Genomic DNA, 17,875 nt, shown 5'->3' with positions numbered 1-17,875 from the left:
TGGTCAAGAAATGAATCTTTGACCTTTGTCCGAACGGCAGTTTGCACAAAGCTTAATCGCCCGCCCCGCGCGCCGCCCAATTCATGGACTGTGCCTGAATTCCACACACTCGGGCGGACAGTTGAGAAGAGGCCCGTTCCGTTTAGCCGTCGCGCAAACGATCAGAGGCGTCTTTTGCAGCGGCGCGCATGTTGCGCGCAAACACCGTGACGTCAATTTCAGTAGCGATAAACGTGGCACCTATGTCGCGGCATTGCAGTTGCATATCCGTGTCCAATGTCAAAATACCAGCCGCCTTGCCTGATGCGACGATCTTTTCTATCGCGCCCAGAACTGCGGCCTTTACTTCGGGTGCACCTGCTTGGCCGATGAACCCCATGTCGGCAGCCAGATCCGCCGGTCCGATGAACACGCCGTCAATGCCATCAATTGCCAGAATGTCGTCCAAGGCATCCATGCCTTTGCGGTTTTCGACTTGAACCAACAGGCAAATTTCATCACGCGCAGTGGTCAGATAATCCCCGATCGCCGAAAAATCAGAGGCCCGTGCCAGCGCTGCGCCAACGCCGCGAATGCCGTGTGGAGGATAAGTGACAGCATCGACCAGCTCTTGGGCTTGCGCGCCGCTTTCAACCATCGGAATCAGTAAGGTTTGCGCACCGGCGTCCAGAAACTGCTTGATAATCCGGGTATCGCCGATAGGGGGGCGCACAGCCGCATGGCTTTTGCGGGCCGCGATAACCTGCAATTGTGCCGTGATGGATCGTAGATCATTGGGGGCGTGCTCTGCGTCCACAAGCACCCAGTCAAAGCCCGCACCGGCACTGATTTCCGCAATGTAAGGATCAGCCAGACCGAGCCAGCAGCCGAGCTGCAATTCACCCTTGGCGATTGCGTGTTTGAATGGATTTCTAGGTGCGGGCATTGGGTATTCCTTTAAGCGAACGAAATATCGACGCCACCAAAGGCGCCAAAATCGGCAGTAATTTCAGATCCGGAGGGACATTCAACCGGACGGATAAAGCTACCCGACAGGATGATTTGACCGGGGTCAATGGTTTGACCGTATTGGGCCATGCGGCGGGCAAGCCAGACAACGCTTTCAACAGGGTCATTCAGCACCCCCGCCCCAAGGCCGGTCTCCTCAACCTCGCCGTTGCGCGATGTGATCGCCCCGACCCAGCGCAGATCAAACGCATCAATCGCATGACGCTGAGGCCCCAGCACAACACCGGCGTTGGCGGCATTGTCGGCGATGGTATCAAACACTTTGCGGGTTTGGCCTGTTTCGGCGTCCGCGCGCACAATCCGCGTATCAAGAATTTCAATCGACGGGGCCACATAGTCGGTCGCCGCGATCACATCCTCGCGCGTTACATCAGCGCCGCCTAGCGGAGCCTTGAGCACAAAAGCAATTTCTGCCTCGATCCGTGGCTGAATAAACCGGCCAGCAGGGACCACTGCGCCGTGACCGAACAACATGTCGTCGAACAAAATGCCACTGTCGGGAATGTCGATGTTCAGAGCATATTGCATCGCCTTCGACGTCAGTCCGATTTTCCAGCCGATAACGCGGCGACCTTCTGCCAGTTTGGCGCGGTAGATCGCGTTCTGCACAGCATAGGCATCTTCCATTCCCATTTCGGGGTGGCGCTTGGTCAGCAGTCCAATCTGTTCACCTGATGTTTCAGCGGCAAGCAGTTCGGCAGCAGCATTGCGATGGTCTTCGGGGGTCATAGCACTTCATCCTCAACCGTGTTGCGCAGGGTGCCGATTCCGTTCACCTCGACCTCGACCACATCACCGGGTTTCAGATATTGCGGTGGATCAAGCCGTGCGCCAGATCCCGTCGGTGTTCCGGTGACAATGATGTCGCCGGGCTGCAAGGTCATGAAAGTAGAGATATATTCGATTTCGCGGCGGATGGGATGCATCATGCGGCTCAATACGTCATCTTGGCGCAGTTCGCCGTTCACGCGGGTGATGATCCGCGCATCATCCAACTGGCTGGCATCAGTGAAGGGCACCAACCAAGGACCAATCGCACCGGAATTGTCCCAGTTCTTGCCTTGGGTGACATTGAACTTGGCATGGCGCACCCAATCACGAATGGTGCCTTCGTTGCACAGGGTCAAAGCTGCGATGTGGTCATATGCATCGGTCTGCGAAATCCGGCGGCCTGCCTTGCCGATGACTATTGCCACCTCGCCTTCGTAGTCCAGCGTCTCGTTTTCCGGCGGGCGGATCAGCGGGCGGTTGTGGCCGGTGAAGCCGCTGGCGAACCGTGGAAACAACGACATGTATTTAGGCTGCGCGCTGCCATCTTTGTATTCGGCATTGCGGTCTGGAAAGTTGACGCCCACGCACAAAATGCGCCGCGCGTTGGGCAAAACCATTTCGAACTCGAAATCCGTATGGGTCACAGATTGGCCCTCTGCCGCCTGCGCCAAAGCCCCTAGCCCGTTGGCTTCGACAACGTCAAGCAGCGTTGGCCACTGCGCAAACGCCTCATTCAATGCGATCATGCCCTGTTCGGTCACGGCCCCATAGTACATCTGGCCGCCGGCGGAATATGTCGCGTATTTCATTGAATTTGCTCCCAAACTTCTAGAATGACCGCATGGGCCATCATCACATCCTTGCGGGTTGTATCGAATTGGCCCACTTGGAACCGGATCACCTTGCGGCCCTGAAATGCGCCCTGTGTCAGGTAAATCCGCCCATCGTCATTGATCGCATCCACCAAGCGTTGTTGCGCGTCATCATCGCCCGGGCAACGGAAGGAAAACAGGCTGAAGATCGGCTCGGTTGTGATTTCAAAACCGTCCAATTCACGGATCGCTTCGCAAAGCTCTTCAGCCCATGCAATGTGGTTGCGAATGCGGGTTTGCAGTTCTTCCAGCCCGTAAGACCGGATCAAAAACCACAGCTTTAAGGCGCGGAACCGCCTGCCCAGCGGGATGGTCCATTCGGAATAGTTGGTGACAGCTTCGCCTGACGTTTTGAGATATTCCGGTTCGATCTTGAGCGTGTTAAGTTGCGGCGTGGCATCGCGCAAGAATTGAATGGAGCAATCGAACTGGGCACCCAGCCATTTGTGCGGGTTGAACACGATACTGTCGAAGCCATCCACATCCGCCCAAAATTGCGCGTGGAGTTCGGGGCAGATCATCGCGGATCCCGCCCAAGCAGCATCCAGATGGGTGTAAAGATCATGCGCCTTGGCGACCTTGAGGATCGGCCCAAGGTTATCACAAGCACCGACACCCGTGCCGCCGGTGATGGCAATGATGCCAGCAGGTATATGCCCCGCTGCGATGTCCGCGTTAATCGCAGCATCCAGAGCTGCTGCATCCATACCATGCAGCGGCCCCTGCCCCGCAATTTTGACCAAGTTGTCTTGCCCGATACCAGCCACCCAAGCCGCGCGGTCAATTGAGGTATGCACCTGATCAGAGCAATAGACCCGCAAATGCCCTTTGCCAGACAAACCTTCGCGGTTGCCGGTATAGCCTGTGGCCCGTTCGCGCATTGTCAAAACCGCCGACAGTGTCGAAGACGACGCGCTGTCTTGAATAACGCCGGTGAAATGATCTGCCAGCCCAAGGGCTTGGCGCATCCAGTCCACCATAAGCCCCTCGACCTCGGTCGCGGCGGGGGACGTTTGCCATAGCATACATTGCGCTGCGACTGTGTTGACCAACTGTTCAGCCAACATCGATGGAGGAGTCGCATTGGCTGGAAAATAGGCAAAGAAACGCGGGTGTTGCCAATGGGTCATCCCTGGCATCACGATGTCATCGAAATCTTGCAAGATCGCTGCCATATCTTCTGGCTTGTCGGGCGGGCTAGCGGGCAATCTGGACGCCACCTCACCCGGTTTGGTCTGTGCGCGCACGGGCCGGTCACCCAACGTCTTGTGATAGTGCGCGCCCCAGTCGGCGATGTGTTTGCTCCAGTCGGCGAATTCATCCCAGTTCATGGTTTTCCTCCTCGATTCCGCCCATACATATGTATTTTATCTCCAGATAGTCATCCAAACCGTGGCGTGATCCTTCGCGGCCCAAGCCTGATTGTTTGATCCCGCCAAACGGTGCCTCGGCGGTTGAGATCAAGCCGGTGTTCACCCCGACCATGCCATAGTCCAACGCTTCGGACACACGCCAAACCCGCGCATGATCCCGACTATAGAAATAAGACGCGAGGCCGAATTCGGTGTCATTGGCAGCCGCAACGACCTCTGCTTCGGTTTGGAATTTGAACAAAGGGGCCACGGGACCGAATGTTTCTTCTGTGGCAACGGCCATATCGGCGGTCACGCCGGTCAAGACGGTGGGTTCATAAAAAGTACCGCCCAACTCATGCGCCTTGCCACCCAAAACAATATGGGCCCCTTTGGCGCAAGCATCCGCCACATGTTCCGACACTTTGGCAACGGCGGCCGCGTCAATCAACGGGCCGAATACAATGCCGCTGTCAAATCCGTTTCCGGTGGGCAGAGCTGCGACCTTGGCAGCCAGCTTTTCAGCAAAGGTATCGTAGACACCAGCCTGCACATAGATGCGATTGGCACACACACAGGTCTGACCATTGTTGCGAAATTTGGCGATCACGGCTCCGTCCACGGCAGCGTCCAAATCCGCATCATCGAACACAATGAACGGCGCGTTGCCGCCCAGCTCCAAGCCCAGTTTCTTGATCGTCGGCGCGCATTGCGCATAAAGCAACGCCCCAACGCCCGTGGATCCTGTAAATGTCAGTTTTTGCACAATCGGGCTTTGGGTCATCGCTTTGCCGATCGCCTGTGCGCTGCCCGTCACAACCGAGAAAAGACCAGCAGGAATGCCCGCCTTTTCAGCCAAAATCGCCAGCGCGATTGCGGAAAAGGGTGTTTGCCCCGCTGGTTTCAAAACCATGGAGCATCCCGCTGCAAACGCAGGGCCTGCCTTGCGGGTGATCATCGCGTTCGGGAAATTCCACGGGGTGATCGCCGCCACAACGCCAATAGGCTGTTTGACCGACAAAATGCGTTTGTCTGGCGCGTGGCCCGGGGTGATGTCGCCATAAGCACGCCGTGCCTCTTCGGCAAACCATTCGATGAAAGAGGCTCCATAGGCGATCTCTCCTGCGGCTTCGGCAAGGGGTTTTCCTTGCTCTGCGGTCAAGATCCGCGCCAGATCATCCTGATTTTCCATCATCAGATCATACCAACGGCGCAGCACCTGACCGCGATCTTTGGCGGTGCGCGCAGCCCATGCCGTTTGCGCGGTTTTCGCCGCCGATATTGCCTCCAGCGTTTCAGGTTCCCCAAGGTTGGGAACATAGCCCAACACATCGCCTGTCGCGGGATTTGTCACCGCCACACCGGTTGCTGCATCCGCGTCGATCCAGCGGCTCCCGACAAGGGCCGCTTCGCGCATCAAGCTCGGGTTTTTCAAATCCAGTGTCATCACGGCGCGATAATCGGGCTGGCTTGGATTTCTGAATCCTTGGTTTCGACCCCTACAAATTTTGTGCCATGCTTAAACCAGCTTTCGGGTGCTTTTGCCCCCCAAAGGGTTTGACGCTGCGGATCTTGCAGATCCCATTTTATTGCCTCAAGATCAGGGTCAACTGTTTGATAGTCTGAACAATATATCTCAATTCTGTGTCCATCAGGGTCAAGAATATACAAGAAGAACGCGTTGGAAATTCCGTGGCGCCCCGGCCCGCGTTCGATGTTGTCGACATAGCCGGTGGTTGCCATCAGATCGAGCAGATCAATGATGTTCAACGGTGTTGGCACCCAAAATGCGACGTGGTGCAACCGTGGCCCCGTCCCGTTGGTAAAGGCCATGTCATGCACGCCCCCTTTGCGGTGCATCCACGCGGCCCATAGTTTCTTGCTCACATCGTCTTCGGTGTATTCGGTCACGCGAAACCCGAAGTCGGAATAGAAGGCCACCGAGGCATCAACATCATGCGAAAAACAGTTAAAGTGGTCAATCCGCAGCGGCTTGACCCCACGATAGAGCGCGTATTTTTGGTGAATTGGCGCAAGCCGGTCCATCTTGTGATAGAACTCAAGCGGGATGCCCATGTTGTCCGAAGTCAGCAAGGTTTTGCCCTGATAAGGGCGATCTACCCAAGATGTCGGGCGCCCCTTGCCCCGAAAATAGCTTTCGGCTGTTTCCACATCTTCTTCGTCAAAGGTTTTGAACCCCATGAATTCGACAGTTCCGGGCTGATCGGACTTTTGCAAGATAATGCAATGATGCCCACGCTCTTCCATGGCCCGCAAATAGACATGGCTGTCTGTTTCATCGGTCACCTGAAGGCCAAGGATGTCAGTGTAAAACGTCTTGGACGCGGCAAGGTCCTTGACGTTCAAACACACATGGCTCAGCCGGATGGTGTTGAAATCGGGGTATAGGTTCGGTGCGGGAATAGGCATCTGGATGGCTCCTATTGAACGGGGAATATGACGTTGGTCTGGCCGGTGCCAGAGGAAGGAAAATAGTCGGTCACGACTTCGCATTTCGCGTCGTAGGCATCCCAGCCCAAGGCACCGTACAACATGGCGGTGTCATGCATGGAACCTTCGCCGCAGCAATAGGTGGCATAATCCCCCAGCATTTTGAGAAAGGTCGCATGATCGCCGTTTTTCCACATCTCAAGGACGTGCAAATCCACTTGGCGGTTGAATTCGGCGCTGATGGTGAACGTGCCATTGTTGGCGGCGTAGTCTTTGTTTGCCCAGATTTTATGGCTGAGCGACCCCGAAGCAACCAGAAGCACCTTTTCGTCGCTGGCCTCGATCGCCTCGCGGATCGCTTCGCCGATGACGCGGCTTTCGTCGTGGTCATGCGAGGTGCACCAAGCGCCCACTGAAACCACCTTCATCTCGTGCTCACGGCTCATAAACCGCATCGGAACCAGTGTGCCATATTCCACCTCAAGACTGTCAAGATGGTGCGCCAGCGTGTGAACACCTTTGGCGCAGGCGATCCTGGCGATGGCATCCCCCAAATCAGGGTTTCCGTCATAGCGATAGGGCAAGTTCTGGATGAATTGCGGGAATTCATTTGAGGTGAACAACCCTTCGAACCGCGTATTTGCGTTGATGTGAAAGCCCGCGTTCAACACCCAATGCGTGTCGCAGATAACAACCGTCGTCGCGCCCAGCTCTTTGGCTCGGCGGGCAATTTCGCGGTGGCCGTCGATGGCGGTCTGACGCTTGCCTTTGACTGGTCCCTCTTGCTCGGACATGAGCATCGTCGGGACGTGGGTCATTTTGGCAGCTAGGACGAGTTCTCCCATGGTCTTCTCCTTGGGTTTGTGTTGGATCTTGTTCGGGCTTAGGCACCAAGGCGCATGATTTTCTGCGGGCCCGTTGCAAAACCAATGTGCTTTTGCTCCATGTAGAACTCAAAGCTCCAATCGCCGCCGTCGCGGCCGATGCCGCTTGCTTTGACCCCGCCAAACGGCGTGGGCAAGTGGCGCACATTGGCGGAATTTACCCAGATCATTCCGGCCTCAAGCCGGTCCGTGAATCGCAGAGCGCGCTGCAAATCATTGGTCCAGACGTAGCCGGTCAAACCGTAGGGGGTGTCGTTCGCAATGCTCAACGCGTCTTCTTCGGTTGAGAACGGGATCGACGTCAGAACGGGGCCAAAAATCTCTTCTTGCGCGATCCGCATCTTGTTGTTGGCGTTGGTGAACAGCGTGGGCCGGATAAAGTAGCCTTCGTCCCCGACGGTAACGCCGCCTGCCGCCACTGTCGCGCCGTCTTCCTTGGCGATGTCAAAGTAGCTGGTCACTTTGTTGAAGTGTTCTTCGGTCACCAAGGGGCCGATTTCCGTCGCTGGATCAAGCGGATGTCCAACCTTGATGTTGTTCACACGGGCGACCAGCTTGGCCTCGAAATCCGCGCGGATCGTGTCTTGGATCAAAAGCCGCGAAGACGAGGTGCAGCGTTCACCATTGATCGAAAAGATCATGAAAATGACGGCGTCCAAGGCTTCGTCCAGATTGGCATCGTCAAAGACAATCACCGGATTTTTGCCGCCCAGTTCAAGGTGGTTGCGTTTCAGCGTGTCGGCCCCCTGCTTGGTGATCAACGAACCTGTCCGGCTTTCGCCGACAAAGGCGATGGCCTTGATCTTTGGATGTTCACACAACGCTTTGCCAGCATCTTCGCCAAACCCGTTCACGGTGTTCAAGACACCGGGCGGAAGGCCTGCTTCTTCAGCGATTTCCACCAATAGACGTGCAGACAGCGGCGATGCCTCGGCCGGTTTGTGGACAACCGTGCACCCGGCTGCCAATGCTGGCGCGATCTTCCAAGTGGACAACATAAACGGTGTGTTCCACGGCGTAATCACCCCGACCGGCCCGATCGGGGTACGCGACGTGACATTCATCAAGGTCGGTGACTTCAGGTGTTGACCATCGCGGGCCTGCACCACCTGATCGGCAAAATAGCGAAAGTTGGCGGCACCGCGCAGCGCGGCCTTGGACATAAACCGCATGGTTTGGCCGGTGTCCCAGCATTCACAAAGCGCGATTTCTTCGGCGCGCGCTTCAATCCCTTCTGCAACTTTGATCAGGATCTTGCGGCGTTCGGTTGCCGGCATATCGCGCCATTTTGCAAACGCGTCAGAGGCCGCATTGGCCGCAGTGTCGATGTCCTTGGCTGTGCCATGCGCGACATCGCAAATTACCGACTTGTCGACAGGCGACGTATTGGCAAACGTACCTGCGCTACCGGCCACATCCTTGCCTGCAATCCGGTTCAAAATGCCTGTTTCGCGAAACCGCTCAAGGAACCCGTCAAGTTTTTGTATGTTTTCGTTCAGCGCAGTCATGCGGGATCCTCCAGATGGTCGCGAATATTTCCGAATTTAGGTGACAGGGCGGCGTCGATATCGCGCATTTCGGCGGACAGTGCGATTGACTGCACCGCCAAAGCCGGTTCCACAAAGCGTTTAAGCCGCGCGAATATACGTGTGATCGCGTCGAGTTTAACATCGGCGGGACGGCCTTCGCGCAGGCGGACCGACAAATCGATAAACCCGTGTTTGGGGTGCCCGTCTGCCATACTGTAATGATCAACCCGCGTGGCCCGAACCCGTATGCCAGCCATGGGAAACGTGTCGATCTGCGCCGCTTCGGCCCGTATGGCCTCACACAATGCGCCCATATCCACCGCCGGTTCGAGGTTGGCTGAATATTCGATATGAAAGTGGGGCATCGGCTTTCCTTGTCATGTTAATAATTGCCAAGTTAAATAATATCACCTTGCATTGTCAACCCCAAGTTGGCAGCACACAGTCCAATAAACGCAGACATCGGGTGACCCATGACGTCAAAGCTTCCATCAACCTCGCGCTCTTTGCCGATCGCCTTGATTCGCGCCCGCGAAGGCGTGATGGCACCAATCCGCGAAATGCTGTCGGAAACCGGAATTACGGAGCAGCAGTGGCGGGTCTTGCGGGTCTTGTCAGAGTATGGGGCCCTGGACACGACGACGCTGGCCGACCGGTCCAGCCTGTTGTTTCCCAGCCTCACTCGGATCGCATCGACCATGCGTGACAAAGGGCTAATCACCCAGACACGTGATCAAGCCGACCGTCGGCGCCAGATCATTGACATCACTGAAGCCGGCCAAAAAATCATCACCGAACGCGCTGCTCAATCCGCTCAGATCGTCGCGGATTTTCGCATCACGCTTGGCGATGAAAACTATGAAACGTTGCTCGACCTATTGGCCAAGCTGGATCCGGGGTCACGCGACTAACCCGCGATCCCGCCATTGGTCGAAAACCTGCAAAGCGGTGTCAGCAAAAATAGGGTCATTGATATGGCCTTCAATTCGGTGCTTTTGCACAGAGTCAGGCAGCGTATTTTCCAGCTCGGCCAGAAACTGCTGCAATCCCTCTTTGTTGTGCAAATCGGCACCAACCCGATCCCATTCCCCCAAACCGTCTTGTGGCAACAGCATCGCAACCGGTCCGGTGGCCTGCGCCAGCTGGTCACTGTGGGCACGGGCCACGCTCCGACGTTCTTCGTCATTTAGAACAATCGAGGTCAGCAAACGGTTGTGCGCGTGTTTCGGATGATCCGCCCATTTGTCCGGCATGGGCTGCCATCCGACGATATCGACAAGGTCATAACATCCGGGGGCCACAATCTGCGGTGTGCCGTGTTTGCCTGCATTGGTCAGGCGGTCCGCGCCGGCGGACAGGTTCGATCCACAGACATGATTGCCCAACTCTTGCGTACATAGATCAAAGACACAGGCAAATGCCCCCTGCCCCGCAAGGCTTTCAAACGCCCGCCCGCCCATACCGGTGGCATGGAACACCGCGACTTCGAAGCCGCGCTCTTCGAGAGCCGGTTTAAGCGGGATCACATATTTCAGCGCCGAGGTGCCAAGTGACATCATCCCGATCAAGGGCTTGTTCGGATCTGGCGGTTGTACGGCACGGGCCGCGCCGAGCACGGCACCAGCCGCTTGGCTCAGCGACGATTTACAGACCGAATTGAGCCCATAAAGCCCGCCAGCCCAAAGGATCATCTGGGTGTCGGCCGCAAGCCGCTCAGCCGGTATCAAGGGTGAAAACGCGACAGTAGACACGATGTATTTCGGCACCCCCAGCGGCAAGGCCGAAGCCACATCAAGCGCCAGATCGGTCCCCATTGTGCCGCCCAGCACAATCATGCCGTCAAATTTGCCTTCTGCGTACAGGCGGGCCGTCAGCAAGGCCGCCCCCGCCGCCATAATTTGCATCGCGCCATTTTCATTGCCGGATGCGATAGCGGCCTCGATTGAACTGCCGCCCTCTGCTGCCACATCATGTTTGGAATAATCGCACGGGTTTGACGGGTCGCCCAACACCGACACATCCATAGTGGCGACCTGTCCGCCCTGACCGCGGATCACATCCGCCAGAAACGCAAGTTCGTCGTCTTTGGTGTCGTAGGTGCCAATCACCAAAATGGTCTTATCTGTCATAACAGGCCCCTAAAGCTTGATCCACGCGGTCTTGAGATTGATGTATTTTTCAATCGCATGCAGCGACTTGTCAGCTCCGTTGCCCGACTGACCGACGCCGCCCAACGGCACCGTGCCATCCGCACCGCCATAGGTGTTAATATGCATCACGCCTGTGCGCACTTTGCGCACCATCCGGTGCGCGCGGCTTAGATTGGATGTCCATGCCGCCCCGGCTAGCCCGTACACGGTGGAATTGGCGATGCGAACAGCCTCTTCTTCGGTCTGGAACGGAGTGACGCCCAGCACGGGGCCAAAGACTTCTTTTTGGGCCAGCGATGCGTCTGGCGTCACGCCTGTGACAATTGTCGGGGCCATATAGTAGCCGCCCGTTTCCTCTAAAACCCGCGATCCGCCGGTTACAACGCGGCCGCCTTCGGAAAGTGCCATGTCAACAAACCCGAGGTTTTGCCGCAGCTGGGTTTCGGAATTCACAGCACCGATGGCGGTGTCCAGCCTTAGCGGATCACCGACGCGCATGGCTTCGGTCGCTTTGGCGACTTCGGCGACGAATTCATCGTGGATCGACGCCTCGACCAGCAGGCGCGATCCGGCCACGCAGACCTGTCCTGAATTGCGGAAAATACCACCTGCCGCTACTTTGGCCGCCTCGGCCAGATCGGGGGCGTCCGCAAAGACGATATTGGGGGATTTCCCGCCCAGTTCCAGATAGACCCGTTTCATATTTGAACGGGCCGAATATTCCATCAAACGCCGGCCTGTACCGCCTGACCCAGTAAAGACCAAAACGTCGACATCCATCGACAGACCCATCGCCTCGCCGACCACTTTGCCTTCTCCGGTCACGGCGTTCAGAACCCCAGGCGGCAGGCCCGCCTCAAGCGCCAGTTGCGCCATGCGCATCAGTGACAATGATGCCGTTTCCGCAGGCTTCAGCACCACCGAATTGCCCATCGCCAGCGCAGGCCCAAGCTTCCAAGCGCCGATCATCAAAGGGAAATTCCAAGGAATAATCGCGCCGACCACCCCAACCGGTTCCTTGTGGATCATTCCCAATATATCGGGCGCTGTTGGCGCAATTTCACCGTAAACCTTGTCGAGCGCTTCGGCGTAATACCGGATGGTGCCCGCCGCTGATCCCGGTTCTGCCTTGATCGCCATGCCGATTTCGGTGCCATTGTCGCGTACGCCCAAAACTGCCAGTTCCAAGGCATTGGCCTCGATCAAATCCGCCCATTTTAGCAAAACCTTTTTACGCGCCGCAGGGGGCTGGCCTGCCCAACGCCCGTCTTCGAATGCAGCGCGGGCCGAGGCAATCGCGCTGTCCATATCCGCAGCGGTGCCATTGGCGGTCGTCGTCAAAAGCTGGCCGTCTATCGGCGACAAGACATCAAGTGTCCCACTGTCGGATGCGGGGACGGGTTTGCCATCAATCAAGTGCAAAAAGGGCGGAACGGGCTGCGCACGCAGCGCATCAATGTGTGTCTGATCCATGGGTCCTACCGTGTTTGGCTGTCGTGCATGTCGTGGTCTTCTTCGGGCTGATGCGCCCGCACTTCTTTGATGAGAGTGCGGATATGCAATGCCAGAACGATCACAATGAGAGTGAAGATGATGAAGGCGATCGGCCGGTCGATCATATCAAACGGTGTCTTGAGACGTGGCAGCGCCGAGCGGAGTTTGACCTCCATGATGCCACCAAGGACCATGCCAAGGATGATCGGTACAATGGGCAGGTTCAAGCGTTTCAGGATCAAACCAAGCACGCCGAAACCCGCGGAAATCATGCAATCGGTCAGCGAATTGCGCAACGAATAAACCCCCACAAACGACAAGATCAGGATCATCACACCCAGAAAACGGGTGGGGACACGGATGATTTTCGTCAGCAAGTTGGTCGAGAACAGCAAGAAAACCATGACAATCACATTGAGCAAGATCAGCGCAAAGTAGAGCCCGTAAACAAGGTCGATATTGTTCTGGAACAGCTGCGGGCCGGGAATAACATTGTGCACATAAAAGACCGACAACATCATTGCCGTCAGAGCCTCACCGGGAATGCCAAGCGCCAAAAGCGGGATCATCGCGGCGGCGGGCACCGCGTTGTTGGCCGCCTCGGATGCGATCAAGCCTTCGGGGGAGCCTTTGCCGAATTTGTCCGGATCCTTGGAGGTCTTTTGGGCGTAGGTATAGCTCATGAATTGGGCGGTGAATTCGCCGGTGCCGGGGATCATGCCAAGGATGACGCCAAACCCCGAGGCCACTGTCGCCACGCGTTTGTGCTTCATCAATTCACGAAGCCCGACCGACATTCTGCCTTTGACGGGCTTTGCATCGGGGCTGCTGTCCGGCGCGGTGAGCAAGAAAAACGCCTGACTAAGCGCGAACAGGCCCAGCACAACAACAATCAGATTTATCCCCGAGGTCAGGAAAGAATACCCGAAGGTGTAGCGCTGCGTGTAAGTGACCGCATCAAGGCCCACAGTTTGCAGGAAAATCCCGAACATGGCCAACAATCCGGCCGCGAAAATCTGGCCGCGATGGGCCAGAATAACGAGAATGATCCCCAGCATAGCGGCAAGAAAGATCTCTCGTGATCCGAACATCGGGGCGATCAAGGCCAAGACAGGCGAAAGCAGGATCAAACAGCCGATGCCAAAAATTCCGCCCCAGAACGACGCTGAATAGGCCAGTGACAAAGCGCGATGCCCCTCGCCCGCTTGGGTCATCGGATAACCATCATAAGACGTCAGCGCATTCACCGCAGTCCCCGGCGTGTTGATCAAAATCGCCGGAATCGCACCGCCGTACATCGACGATCCGTAAATACCCAAAAGCATTGTCAGACCGACAATTGGATCAAGCGAGAATGTGGCAGGCAGCAAAATCGCAATCGCCACCGCCGGCCCGACGCCCGGGATGGCCCCGATAACAACGCCTCCGATTGATCCGACAAAAAGAGCGAGGACCACATCCCAACGGGCCAGCATTTCAAGTCCAAGAAGCATGTTTTCCATTCATCCGGTCCGATCAGAAATAAGTCAGCATGATTTGGCGCAGCCCGTCGGGAAGCGCCTCGTAGATCAGACCTGATGGCAAGTTCACCTTCAGGATCGTTTTGAACAAAACAACGATACAAACAGCGCTGATTGCCGCCGCCCCCAACATTAAAGTGCTGCGATAGCCGACCCGCAGCGCCAATATGACGGCAAAGATCACGGTGGTGGGCAAGTAGCCCCCATAGGGAACCAAAGCCGCATAAGCGATAAACCAGACCGCATATTCAAGCGAGGCCACCCACATCAACACTTCGCGCCAACGGCCTTCGATGCGTTCGGACCATAGCGATCCCAGAACATGAAAGGCGGCAAAAACCGTCATCCCGATCAGGGACAGGGCAGGCCAGAACCGCGGCTGCGCAAACAGCTTTCCACCGCTGCGATAGGCCGTCTGGTCATAGATCTGGGTCAGCAAGAACACTGACAAAATCAACAATGCCCAAGCAAAGACAATGTCACCGGGGCGGCGGTAGCGTTTGAACAAGGATTGTAGCGTTTTGATGCGCGACATGTTGAAAACCCCGATTGTGCATGGGTAATGGTCAGGCAACGGCGATGTTGCCTGACCGCAGATCAATCCGGTTATTCGGACAGCATTGCGTCGATGCCGGCCATCGTTTTGATGTCCTTCTGGATCTGCATGACCACCTCGTCTGCGGGCTGCCAATACACAGCCGCGCCGGTTTCGGCTGCCAGTTTTTGCGCCCGCTCGGACATCACGGTCTTTTGGGCCACGGCGATGATCTTGTCCTGAACATCTTGCGGTGTGTCGGCATGAACAAACAAACCGTTCCAAAGAGAGACATCAAGGTCGGGGGCCAGCTCGGCCACTGTGGGGGTGTCGGGGGTCAGCGAAATCCGCTCTGCGCCGATGGAGGCAAGCACTTTGACCGTGTCGAGACAGGGGAGAATCTGTTGGATTGTGGTGTTGACGACATCAACATCACCCGAGGCCAGCGTATTGCAGTCCAGTGCATCAAAAGCTGCATCCGCCGCAAATGCGAAACCCATGTCTTTGGCGATGCCAAAGGTCACCTGCGTTGGCACCAATGGCGCGCCAAAATGGCCCAGAACCACGTCATTTTCCTGCGCATGCGCCGCCAGACCGGCCATATCGTCATAAGGCGCATCGCCTGAGGCCGCGATGACAAATGGATAAGTCAGAAAGTTGCCAAGCGGCACAAAGGGATCGGGGTTGAGGTCGGGAATTCCGATCATCGGGCCAACCACAGGGATCGCGATGATAAACGACCCGACCGTATAGCCATCCGCCGGTGCATTGGCGACTTCGATCGCGCCGGGGAATGGGCCGCCGCCGCCGCCCGGTTTGTTCACAACTGCGGTCGGCACACCATAAGCCTCGGAGAAATCTTCGGCGATCATCCGCGTCAACACATCCTCAAGATCACCCGGAGGCCACGGCACAACAAACTCAACCGGTTTTTCCGGATACTCGGCCTGAGCGGCACCAGTGACAGCGGTCAACGCCAGCGCCATTGCGGTCACGGATTTTGTAAATATAGACATGTCGGTCTCTCCTGTTGGTTCGCATATTGAACCGTTGTTGTATTTTAAATATGCTTTGTTAAGTTTTAAGTTGCCTAGATAAATATCCTGTGTCAAACTTTTTTTGAGATTAGTTGGAACGGGAAGGTCCCCAGATGTCGTCCACCACAAAAACACTTGAACTCTTGGCCCACTTCTCGACCTCTCGGCCCGAAATCGGTTTGTCACAGCTGTGTCGCCTGGCAAAACGGGACAAGGCCACCACCTATCGCCACCTGCAAGCTCTTGAGGAAACGGGGTTTCTTGAACGCAATCCTGTGTCAAAGAAATATAGGCTGGGGCCTATCGTACTGCAACTTGCCCGCACACGCGAAGCCACGGTCCCACGCAAAGCCGGTGTCGAAGCGCCACTTGTGGCCCTTGCTGGCGCAACAGGAGAGACGTCTCATGTCACGGTTTTATCCGGCAAAACGGTCTATGCGCTGGCCTCATGCGAATCGCCCCGACACGGAACGCGGGCGATCATCGACATCGAGACCTTCCCTCTCCATGCCACGGCTTCCGGCCTTTGCGCGCTAGCCTTCGGGCCGACAGATCTAATGGCCTTTGCGCAAAAAAACCTATGCGGATTTACCGCCATGACGCCGACAACAGCGCAAGAACTGGAAAACATCGTCGGGACCATTCGCGCCACGGGTTTCGGCTGCGCCAACCGGAGCTATGAGGACGAGGTGCTCGGCCTCTCCGCTCCGGTGTTTGATCAAACGGGTCACTATGCCGGTGCAGTCTCCGTCGCCAGCGTCGCCGCCCGTTTCACGCCCGACCTCAAACGCATCATTCAAGAACATCTGGTCATCGCAGCCCGCGACATCACCCGCAACTGGGGCGGCACCCTCCCCCCCCAGATTGAAGAGGCCTGGGCCAAAACACTGTCACACTCGAATACATTGGACACCGCATCATGAAAGATTCCAACTTCCTCAAGGAACACAATGGCCGCTTAATGTGGCACCCGATGACATCGCCAAAAGACAGCGTCGACAATCCGCCAAAGATCATCACAGGATCGGGCGGTGTCAGCATCACGGATATAGACGGCCATACTGTCGTGGACGGCGTTGGCGGTTTGTGGAACGTGAACCTTGGCTATTCGTGCCAACCCGTCAAAGACGCAATGGCGGCGCAATTGGACAAGCTGCCGTATTACTCAACCTTTCGCGGCACCTCTAACGATGTTGCGATTGAACTGTCCTTTGAACTGAGCGAGTTCTTTGAACCCGACGGCATGTCCCGCGCGTTCTTTACTTCGGGGGGCTCTGACAGCGTCGAAACAGCCCTGCGCCTTGCGCGCCAGTATCACAAACTGCGCGGAGAGGCGGGCCGGACCAAGTTCCTGAGCCTCAAAAAAGGCTATCACGGCACACACATTGGCGGTGCCTCGGTCAACGGCAACGCAAATTTCCGCACGGCCTATGAACCGCTTTTGCCCGGATGCTACCACATCCCTGCACCCTATACATATCGCAACCCGTTCAACGAAACCGATCCCGAAAAGCTGGCGCATCTGTGTGTCCAAGCCTTGGAGGACGAGATCGCGTTCCAAGGCGCAGGCACAATCGCCGCCATGATTATGGAACCGATTCTGGGCGCTGGCGGTGTCATTCCGCCCCATAAATCTTTTGCCCCGATGGTGCAGGACATTTGCAACCGGAACGGAATTTTGCTGATCACCGACGAAGTGATCACTGCCTACGGGCGCACCGGCGCATGGTCAGGCGCACGGCTGTGGGGCATCCAGCCTGATATGATGTGTACGGCCAAAGCCATCACCAATGGTTATTTTCCATTCGGCGCGCTGATGCTTGGCCACCGGGTTGTCGACGTGTTCGAAGACAACCCTGCCGCCAAAATCGGCCACGGTTATACCTATTCCGGCCATCCCGTCGGGGCTGCTGCCGCGCTGGCATGTCTCAAAGAAACCAAGCGGTTGAACGTGATTGAAAACGCAGCCGCCCGCGGCACACAGCTTTTCGAAGGCGCGCAAGCCCTCATGGCCAAACACAACATCATCGGCGACGTTCGCGGTGGCCACGGATTAATGACAGCGTTGGAAATGGTGTCAGACCGCGCGGCCAAAACACCCATCGATGCTGGCACGGCGCAGATTGTTCAGGAAACCGCCTATCAAAACGGCGCGATGGTCCGCATTTCCGGTCCCAACCTGATTTTGTCGCCGCCGCTGGTTCTTACAGAAACAGATGCCAACATCATTTTGTCGGCGCTTGATGCCGGTTTCACTGCGGCTGCATAGGGG

The 17,875-nt window shown here is 56.6% G+C and carries 17 protein-coding genes; 3 read left to right on the top strand and 14 right to left on the bottom strand.

Annotation, left to right across the window (positions count from 1 at the left end; translation table 11 throughout):
* Positions 1-142: 142 nt before the first annotated feature.
* From C8N36_RS13845 to C8N36_RS13805, 9 genes are read right to left on the bottom strand one after another with little or no spacing between them, the layout of a single operon-like run.
* Positions 143-925: an aldolase/citrate lyase family protein gene (locus C8N36_RS13845; protein WP_097805375.1), complete on the bottom strand. Its 783-nt coding sequence runs from the start codon at positions 923-925 to the stop codon at positions 143-145.
* A gap of 11 nt (positions 926-936) precedes the next feature.
* Positions 937-1,737, bottom strand: coding sequence for a 2-oxo-hept-4-ene-1,7-dioate hydratase (gene hpaH, locus C8N36_RS13840; RefSeq protein ID WP_097805376.1), 801 nt, complete (start codon positions 1,735-1,737; stop codon positions 937-939).
* Positions 1,734-2,588, bottom strand: a complete 855-nt coding sequence (locus C8N36_RS13835; protein WP_097805377.1) for a fumarylacetoacetate hydrolase family protein — start codon at positions 2,586-2,588, stop codon at positions 1,734-1,736. The genes hpaH and C8N36_RS13835 overlap by 4 nt, the downstream gene beginning before the upstream one ends.
* Positions 2,585-3,982: a pyridoxal phosphate-dependent decarboxylase family protein gene (locus C8N36_RS13830; protein ID WP_097805378.1), complete on the bottom strand. Its 1,398-nt coding sequence runs from the start codon at positions 3,980-3,982 to the stop codon at positions 2,585-2,587. The genes C8N36_RS13835 and C8N36_RS13830 overlap by 4 nt, the downstream gene beginning before the upstream one ends.
* Positions 3,969-5,450: an NAD-dependent succinate-semialdehyde dehydrogenase gene (locus tag C8N36_RS13825; RefSeq protein WP_245910822.1), complete on the bottom strand. Its 1,482-nt coding sequence runs from the start codon at positions 5,448-5,450 to the stop codon at positions 3,969-3,971. The genes C8N36_RS13830 and C8N36_RS13825 overlap by 14 nt, the downstream gene beginning before the upstream one ends.
* Positions 5,450-6,433 carry a 3,4-dihydroxyphenylacetate 2,3-dioxygenase gene (gene hpaD / locus C8N36_RS13820; RefSeq protein ID WP_097805379.1) on the bottom strand — a complete coding sequence of 328 codons (984 nt, stop codon included), beginning with the start codon at positions 6,431-6,433 and terminating at the stop codon, positions 5,450-5,452. Before hpaD (C8N36_RS13820) ends, C8N36_RS13825 begins: the two co-directional genes overlap by 1 nt.
* 11 nt (positions 6,434-6,444) lie before the next feature.
* On the bottom strand, positions 6,445-7,299 hold the full coding sequence (gene hpaD / locus C8N36_RS13815) for a 3,4-dihydroxyphenylacetate 2,3-dioxygenase (protein ID WP_097805380.1): 855 nt from the start codon (positions 7,297-7,299) through the stop codon (positions 6,445-6,447).
* A 38-nt stretch (positions 7,300-7,337) separates the two neighbouring features.
* On the bottom strand, positions 7,338-8,846 hold the full coding sequence (gene hpaE / locus C8N36_RS13810; RefSeq protein ID WP_097805381.1) for a 5-carboxymethyl-2-hydroxymuconate semialdehyde dehydrogenase: 1,509 nt from the start codon (positions 8,844-8,846) through the stop codon (positions 7,338-7,340).
* Entirely contained in the window at positions 8,843-9,232 is a 390-nt protein-coding gene (locus C8N36_RS13805; RefSeq protein ID WP_097805382.1) for a 5-carboxymethyl-2-hydroxymuconate Delta-isomerase, read from the bottom strand. The genes hpaE and C8N36_RS13805 overlap by 4 nt, the downstream gene beginning before the upstream one ends.
* A 108-nt stretch (positions 9,233-9,340) precedes the next feature.
* Here C8N36_RS13805 and hpaR point away from each other — a divergent pair, with 108 nt between their 5' ends.
* A complete protein-coding gene (gene hpaR, locus C8N36_RS13800) occupies positions 9,341-9,778 on the top strand; it encodes a homoprotocatechuate degradation operon regulator HpaR (RefSeq protein WP_097805383.1) in 438 nt (145 codons plus the stop codon).
* Here the strand turns inward: hpaR and C8N36_RS13795 are convergent.
* From C8N36_RS13795 to C8N36_RS13775, 5 genes are all read right to left on the bottom strand, one after another.
* Entirely contained in the window at positions 9,767-10,996 is a 1,230-nt protein-coding gene (locus tag C8N36_RS13795) for a Tm-1-like ATP-binding domain-containing protein (protein WP_097805384.1), read from the bottom strand. The genes hpaR and C8N36_RS13795 overlap by 12 nt on opposite strands.
* A 9-nt stretch (positions 10,997-11,005) precedes the next feature.
* Positions 11,006-12,490 (bottom strand): aldehyde dehydrogenase, encoded by a 1,485-nt coding sequence (locus C8N36_RS13790; protein ID WP_097805385.1) that lies wholly within the window; start codon positions 12,488-12,490, stop codon positions 11,006-11,008.
* A 5-nt stretch (positions 12,491-12,495) separates the two neighbouring features.
* Entirely contained in the window at positions 12,496-14,013 is a 1,518-nt protein-coding gene (locus C8N36_RS13785) for a tripartite tricarboxylate transporter permease (RefSeq protein WP_097805386.1), read from the bottom strand.
* A 13-nt stretch (positions 14,014-14,026) separates the two neighbouring features.
* On the bottom strand, positions 14,027-14,566 hold the full coding sequence (locus C8N36_RS13780) for a tripartite tricarboxylate transporter TctB family protein (protein WP_097805387.1): 540 nt from the start codon (positions 14,564-14,566) through the stop codon (positions 14,027-14,029).
* Between the two features lie 71 nt (positions 14,567-14,637).
* On the bottom strand, positions 14,638-15,582 hold the full coding sequence (locus tag C8N36_RS13775) for a tripartite tricarboxylate transporter substrate-binding protein (protein ID WP_097805388.1): 945 nt from the start codon (positions 15,580-15,582) through the stop codon (positions 14,638-14,640).
* Between the two features lie 134 nt (positions 15,583-15,716).
* Here C8N36_RS13775 and C8N36_RS13770 point away from each other — a divergent pair, with 134 nt between their 5' ends.
* Both C8N36_RS13770 and C8N36_RS13765 read left to right on the top strand, forming a co-directional pair.
* Complete coding sequence (locus tag C8N36_RS13770) at positions 15,717-16,526, top strand: IclR family transcriptional regulator (protein ID WP_097805389.1); 810 nt, start codon at positions 15,717-15,719, stop codon at positions 16,524-16,526.
* Complete coding sequence (locus C8N36_RS13765; RefSeq protein ID WP_097805390.1) at positions 16,523-17,872, top strand: aspartate aminotransferase family protein; 1,350 nt, start codon at positions 16,523-16,525, stop codon at positions 17,870-17,872. The genes C8N36_RS13770 and C8N36_RS13765 overlap by 4 nt, the downstream gene beginning before the upstream one ends.
* The last annotated feature ends 3 nt before the right edge of the window (positions 17,873-17,875 follow it).

It is taken from the genome of Pelagimonas varians (genome assembly GCF_003208435.1).
In the GTDB taxonomy this organism is placed as follows: Bacteria; Pseudomonadota; Alphaproteobacteria; order Rhodobacterales; family Rhodobacteraceae; genus Pelagimonas; species Pelagimonas varians.
Note: the sequence above shows the minus strand (reverse complement) of the source record. Positions and strands in the feature narration are given on the sequence as shown.

Coding starts and splice junctions, on each gene's coding strand:
- C8N36_RS13780 (WP_097805387.1), bottom strand. CDS start 14,566: ATGTCGCGCATCAAAACGCTACAATCCTTGTTCAAACGCTACCGCCGC.
- C8N36_RS13835 (WP_097805377.1), bottom strand. CDS start 2,588: ATGAAATACGCGACATATTCCGCCGGCGGCCAGATGTACTATGGGGCC.
- hpaD (WP_097805379.1), bottom strand. CDS start 6,433: ATGCCTATTCCCGCACCGAACCTATACCCCGATTTCAACACCATCCGG.
- hpaE (WP_097805381.1), bottom strand. CDS start 8,846: ATGACTGCGCTGAACGAAAACATACAAAAACTTGACGGGTTCCTTGAG.
- C8N36_RS13795 (WP_097805384.1), bottom strand. CDS start 10,996: ATGACAGATAAGACCATTTTGGTGATTGGCACCTACGACACCAAAGAC.
- hpaR (WP_097805383.1), top strand. CDS start 9,341: ATGACGTCAAAGCTTCCATCAACCTCGCGCTCTTTGCCGATCGCCTTG.
- C8N36_RS13765 (WP_097805390.1), top strand. CDS start 16,523: ATGAAAGATTCCAACTTCCTCAAGGAACACAATGGCCGCTTAATGTGG.
- hpaD (WP_097805380.1), bottom strand. CDS start 7,299: ATGGGAGAACTCGTCCTAGCTGCCAAAATGACCCACGTCCCGACGATG.
- C8N36_RS13825 (WP_245910822.1), bottom strand. CDS start 5,450: ATGACACTGGATTTGAAAAACCCGAGCTTGATGCGCGAAGCGGCCCTT.
- hpaH (WP_097805376.1), bottom strand. CDS start 1,737: ATGACCCCCGAAGACCATCGCAATGCTGCTGCCGAACTGCTTGCCGCT.
- C8N36_RS13790 (WP_097805385.1), bottom strand. CDS start 12,490: ATGGATCAGACACACATTGATGCGCTGCGTGCGCAGCCCGTTCCGCCC.
- C8N36_RS13805 (WP_097805382.1), bottom strand. CDS start 9,232: ATGCCCCACTTTCATATCGAATATTCAGCCAACCTCGAACCGGCGGTG.
- C8N36_RS13770 (WP_097805389.1), top strand. CDS start 15,717: ATGTCGTCCACCACAAAAACACTTGAACTCTTGGCCCACTTCTCGACC.
- C8N36_RS13775 (WP_097805388.1), bottom strand. CDS start 15,582: ATGTCTATATTTACAAAATCCGTGACCGCAATGGCGCTGGCGTTGACC.
- C8N36_RS13845 (WP_097805375.1), bottom strand. CDS start 925: ATGCCCGCACCTAGAAATCCATTCAAACACGCAATCGCCAAGGGTGAA.
- C8N36_RS13785 (WP_097805386.1), bottom strand. CDS start 14,013: ATGGAAAACATGCTTCTTGGACTTGAAATGCTGGCCCGTTGGGATGTG.
- C8N36_RS13830 (WP_097805378.1), bottom strand. CDS start 3,982: ATGAACTGGGATGAATTCGCCGACTGGAGCAAACACATCGCCGACTGG.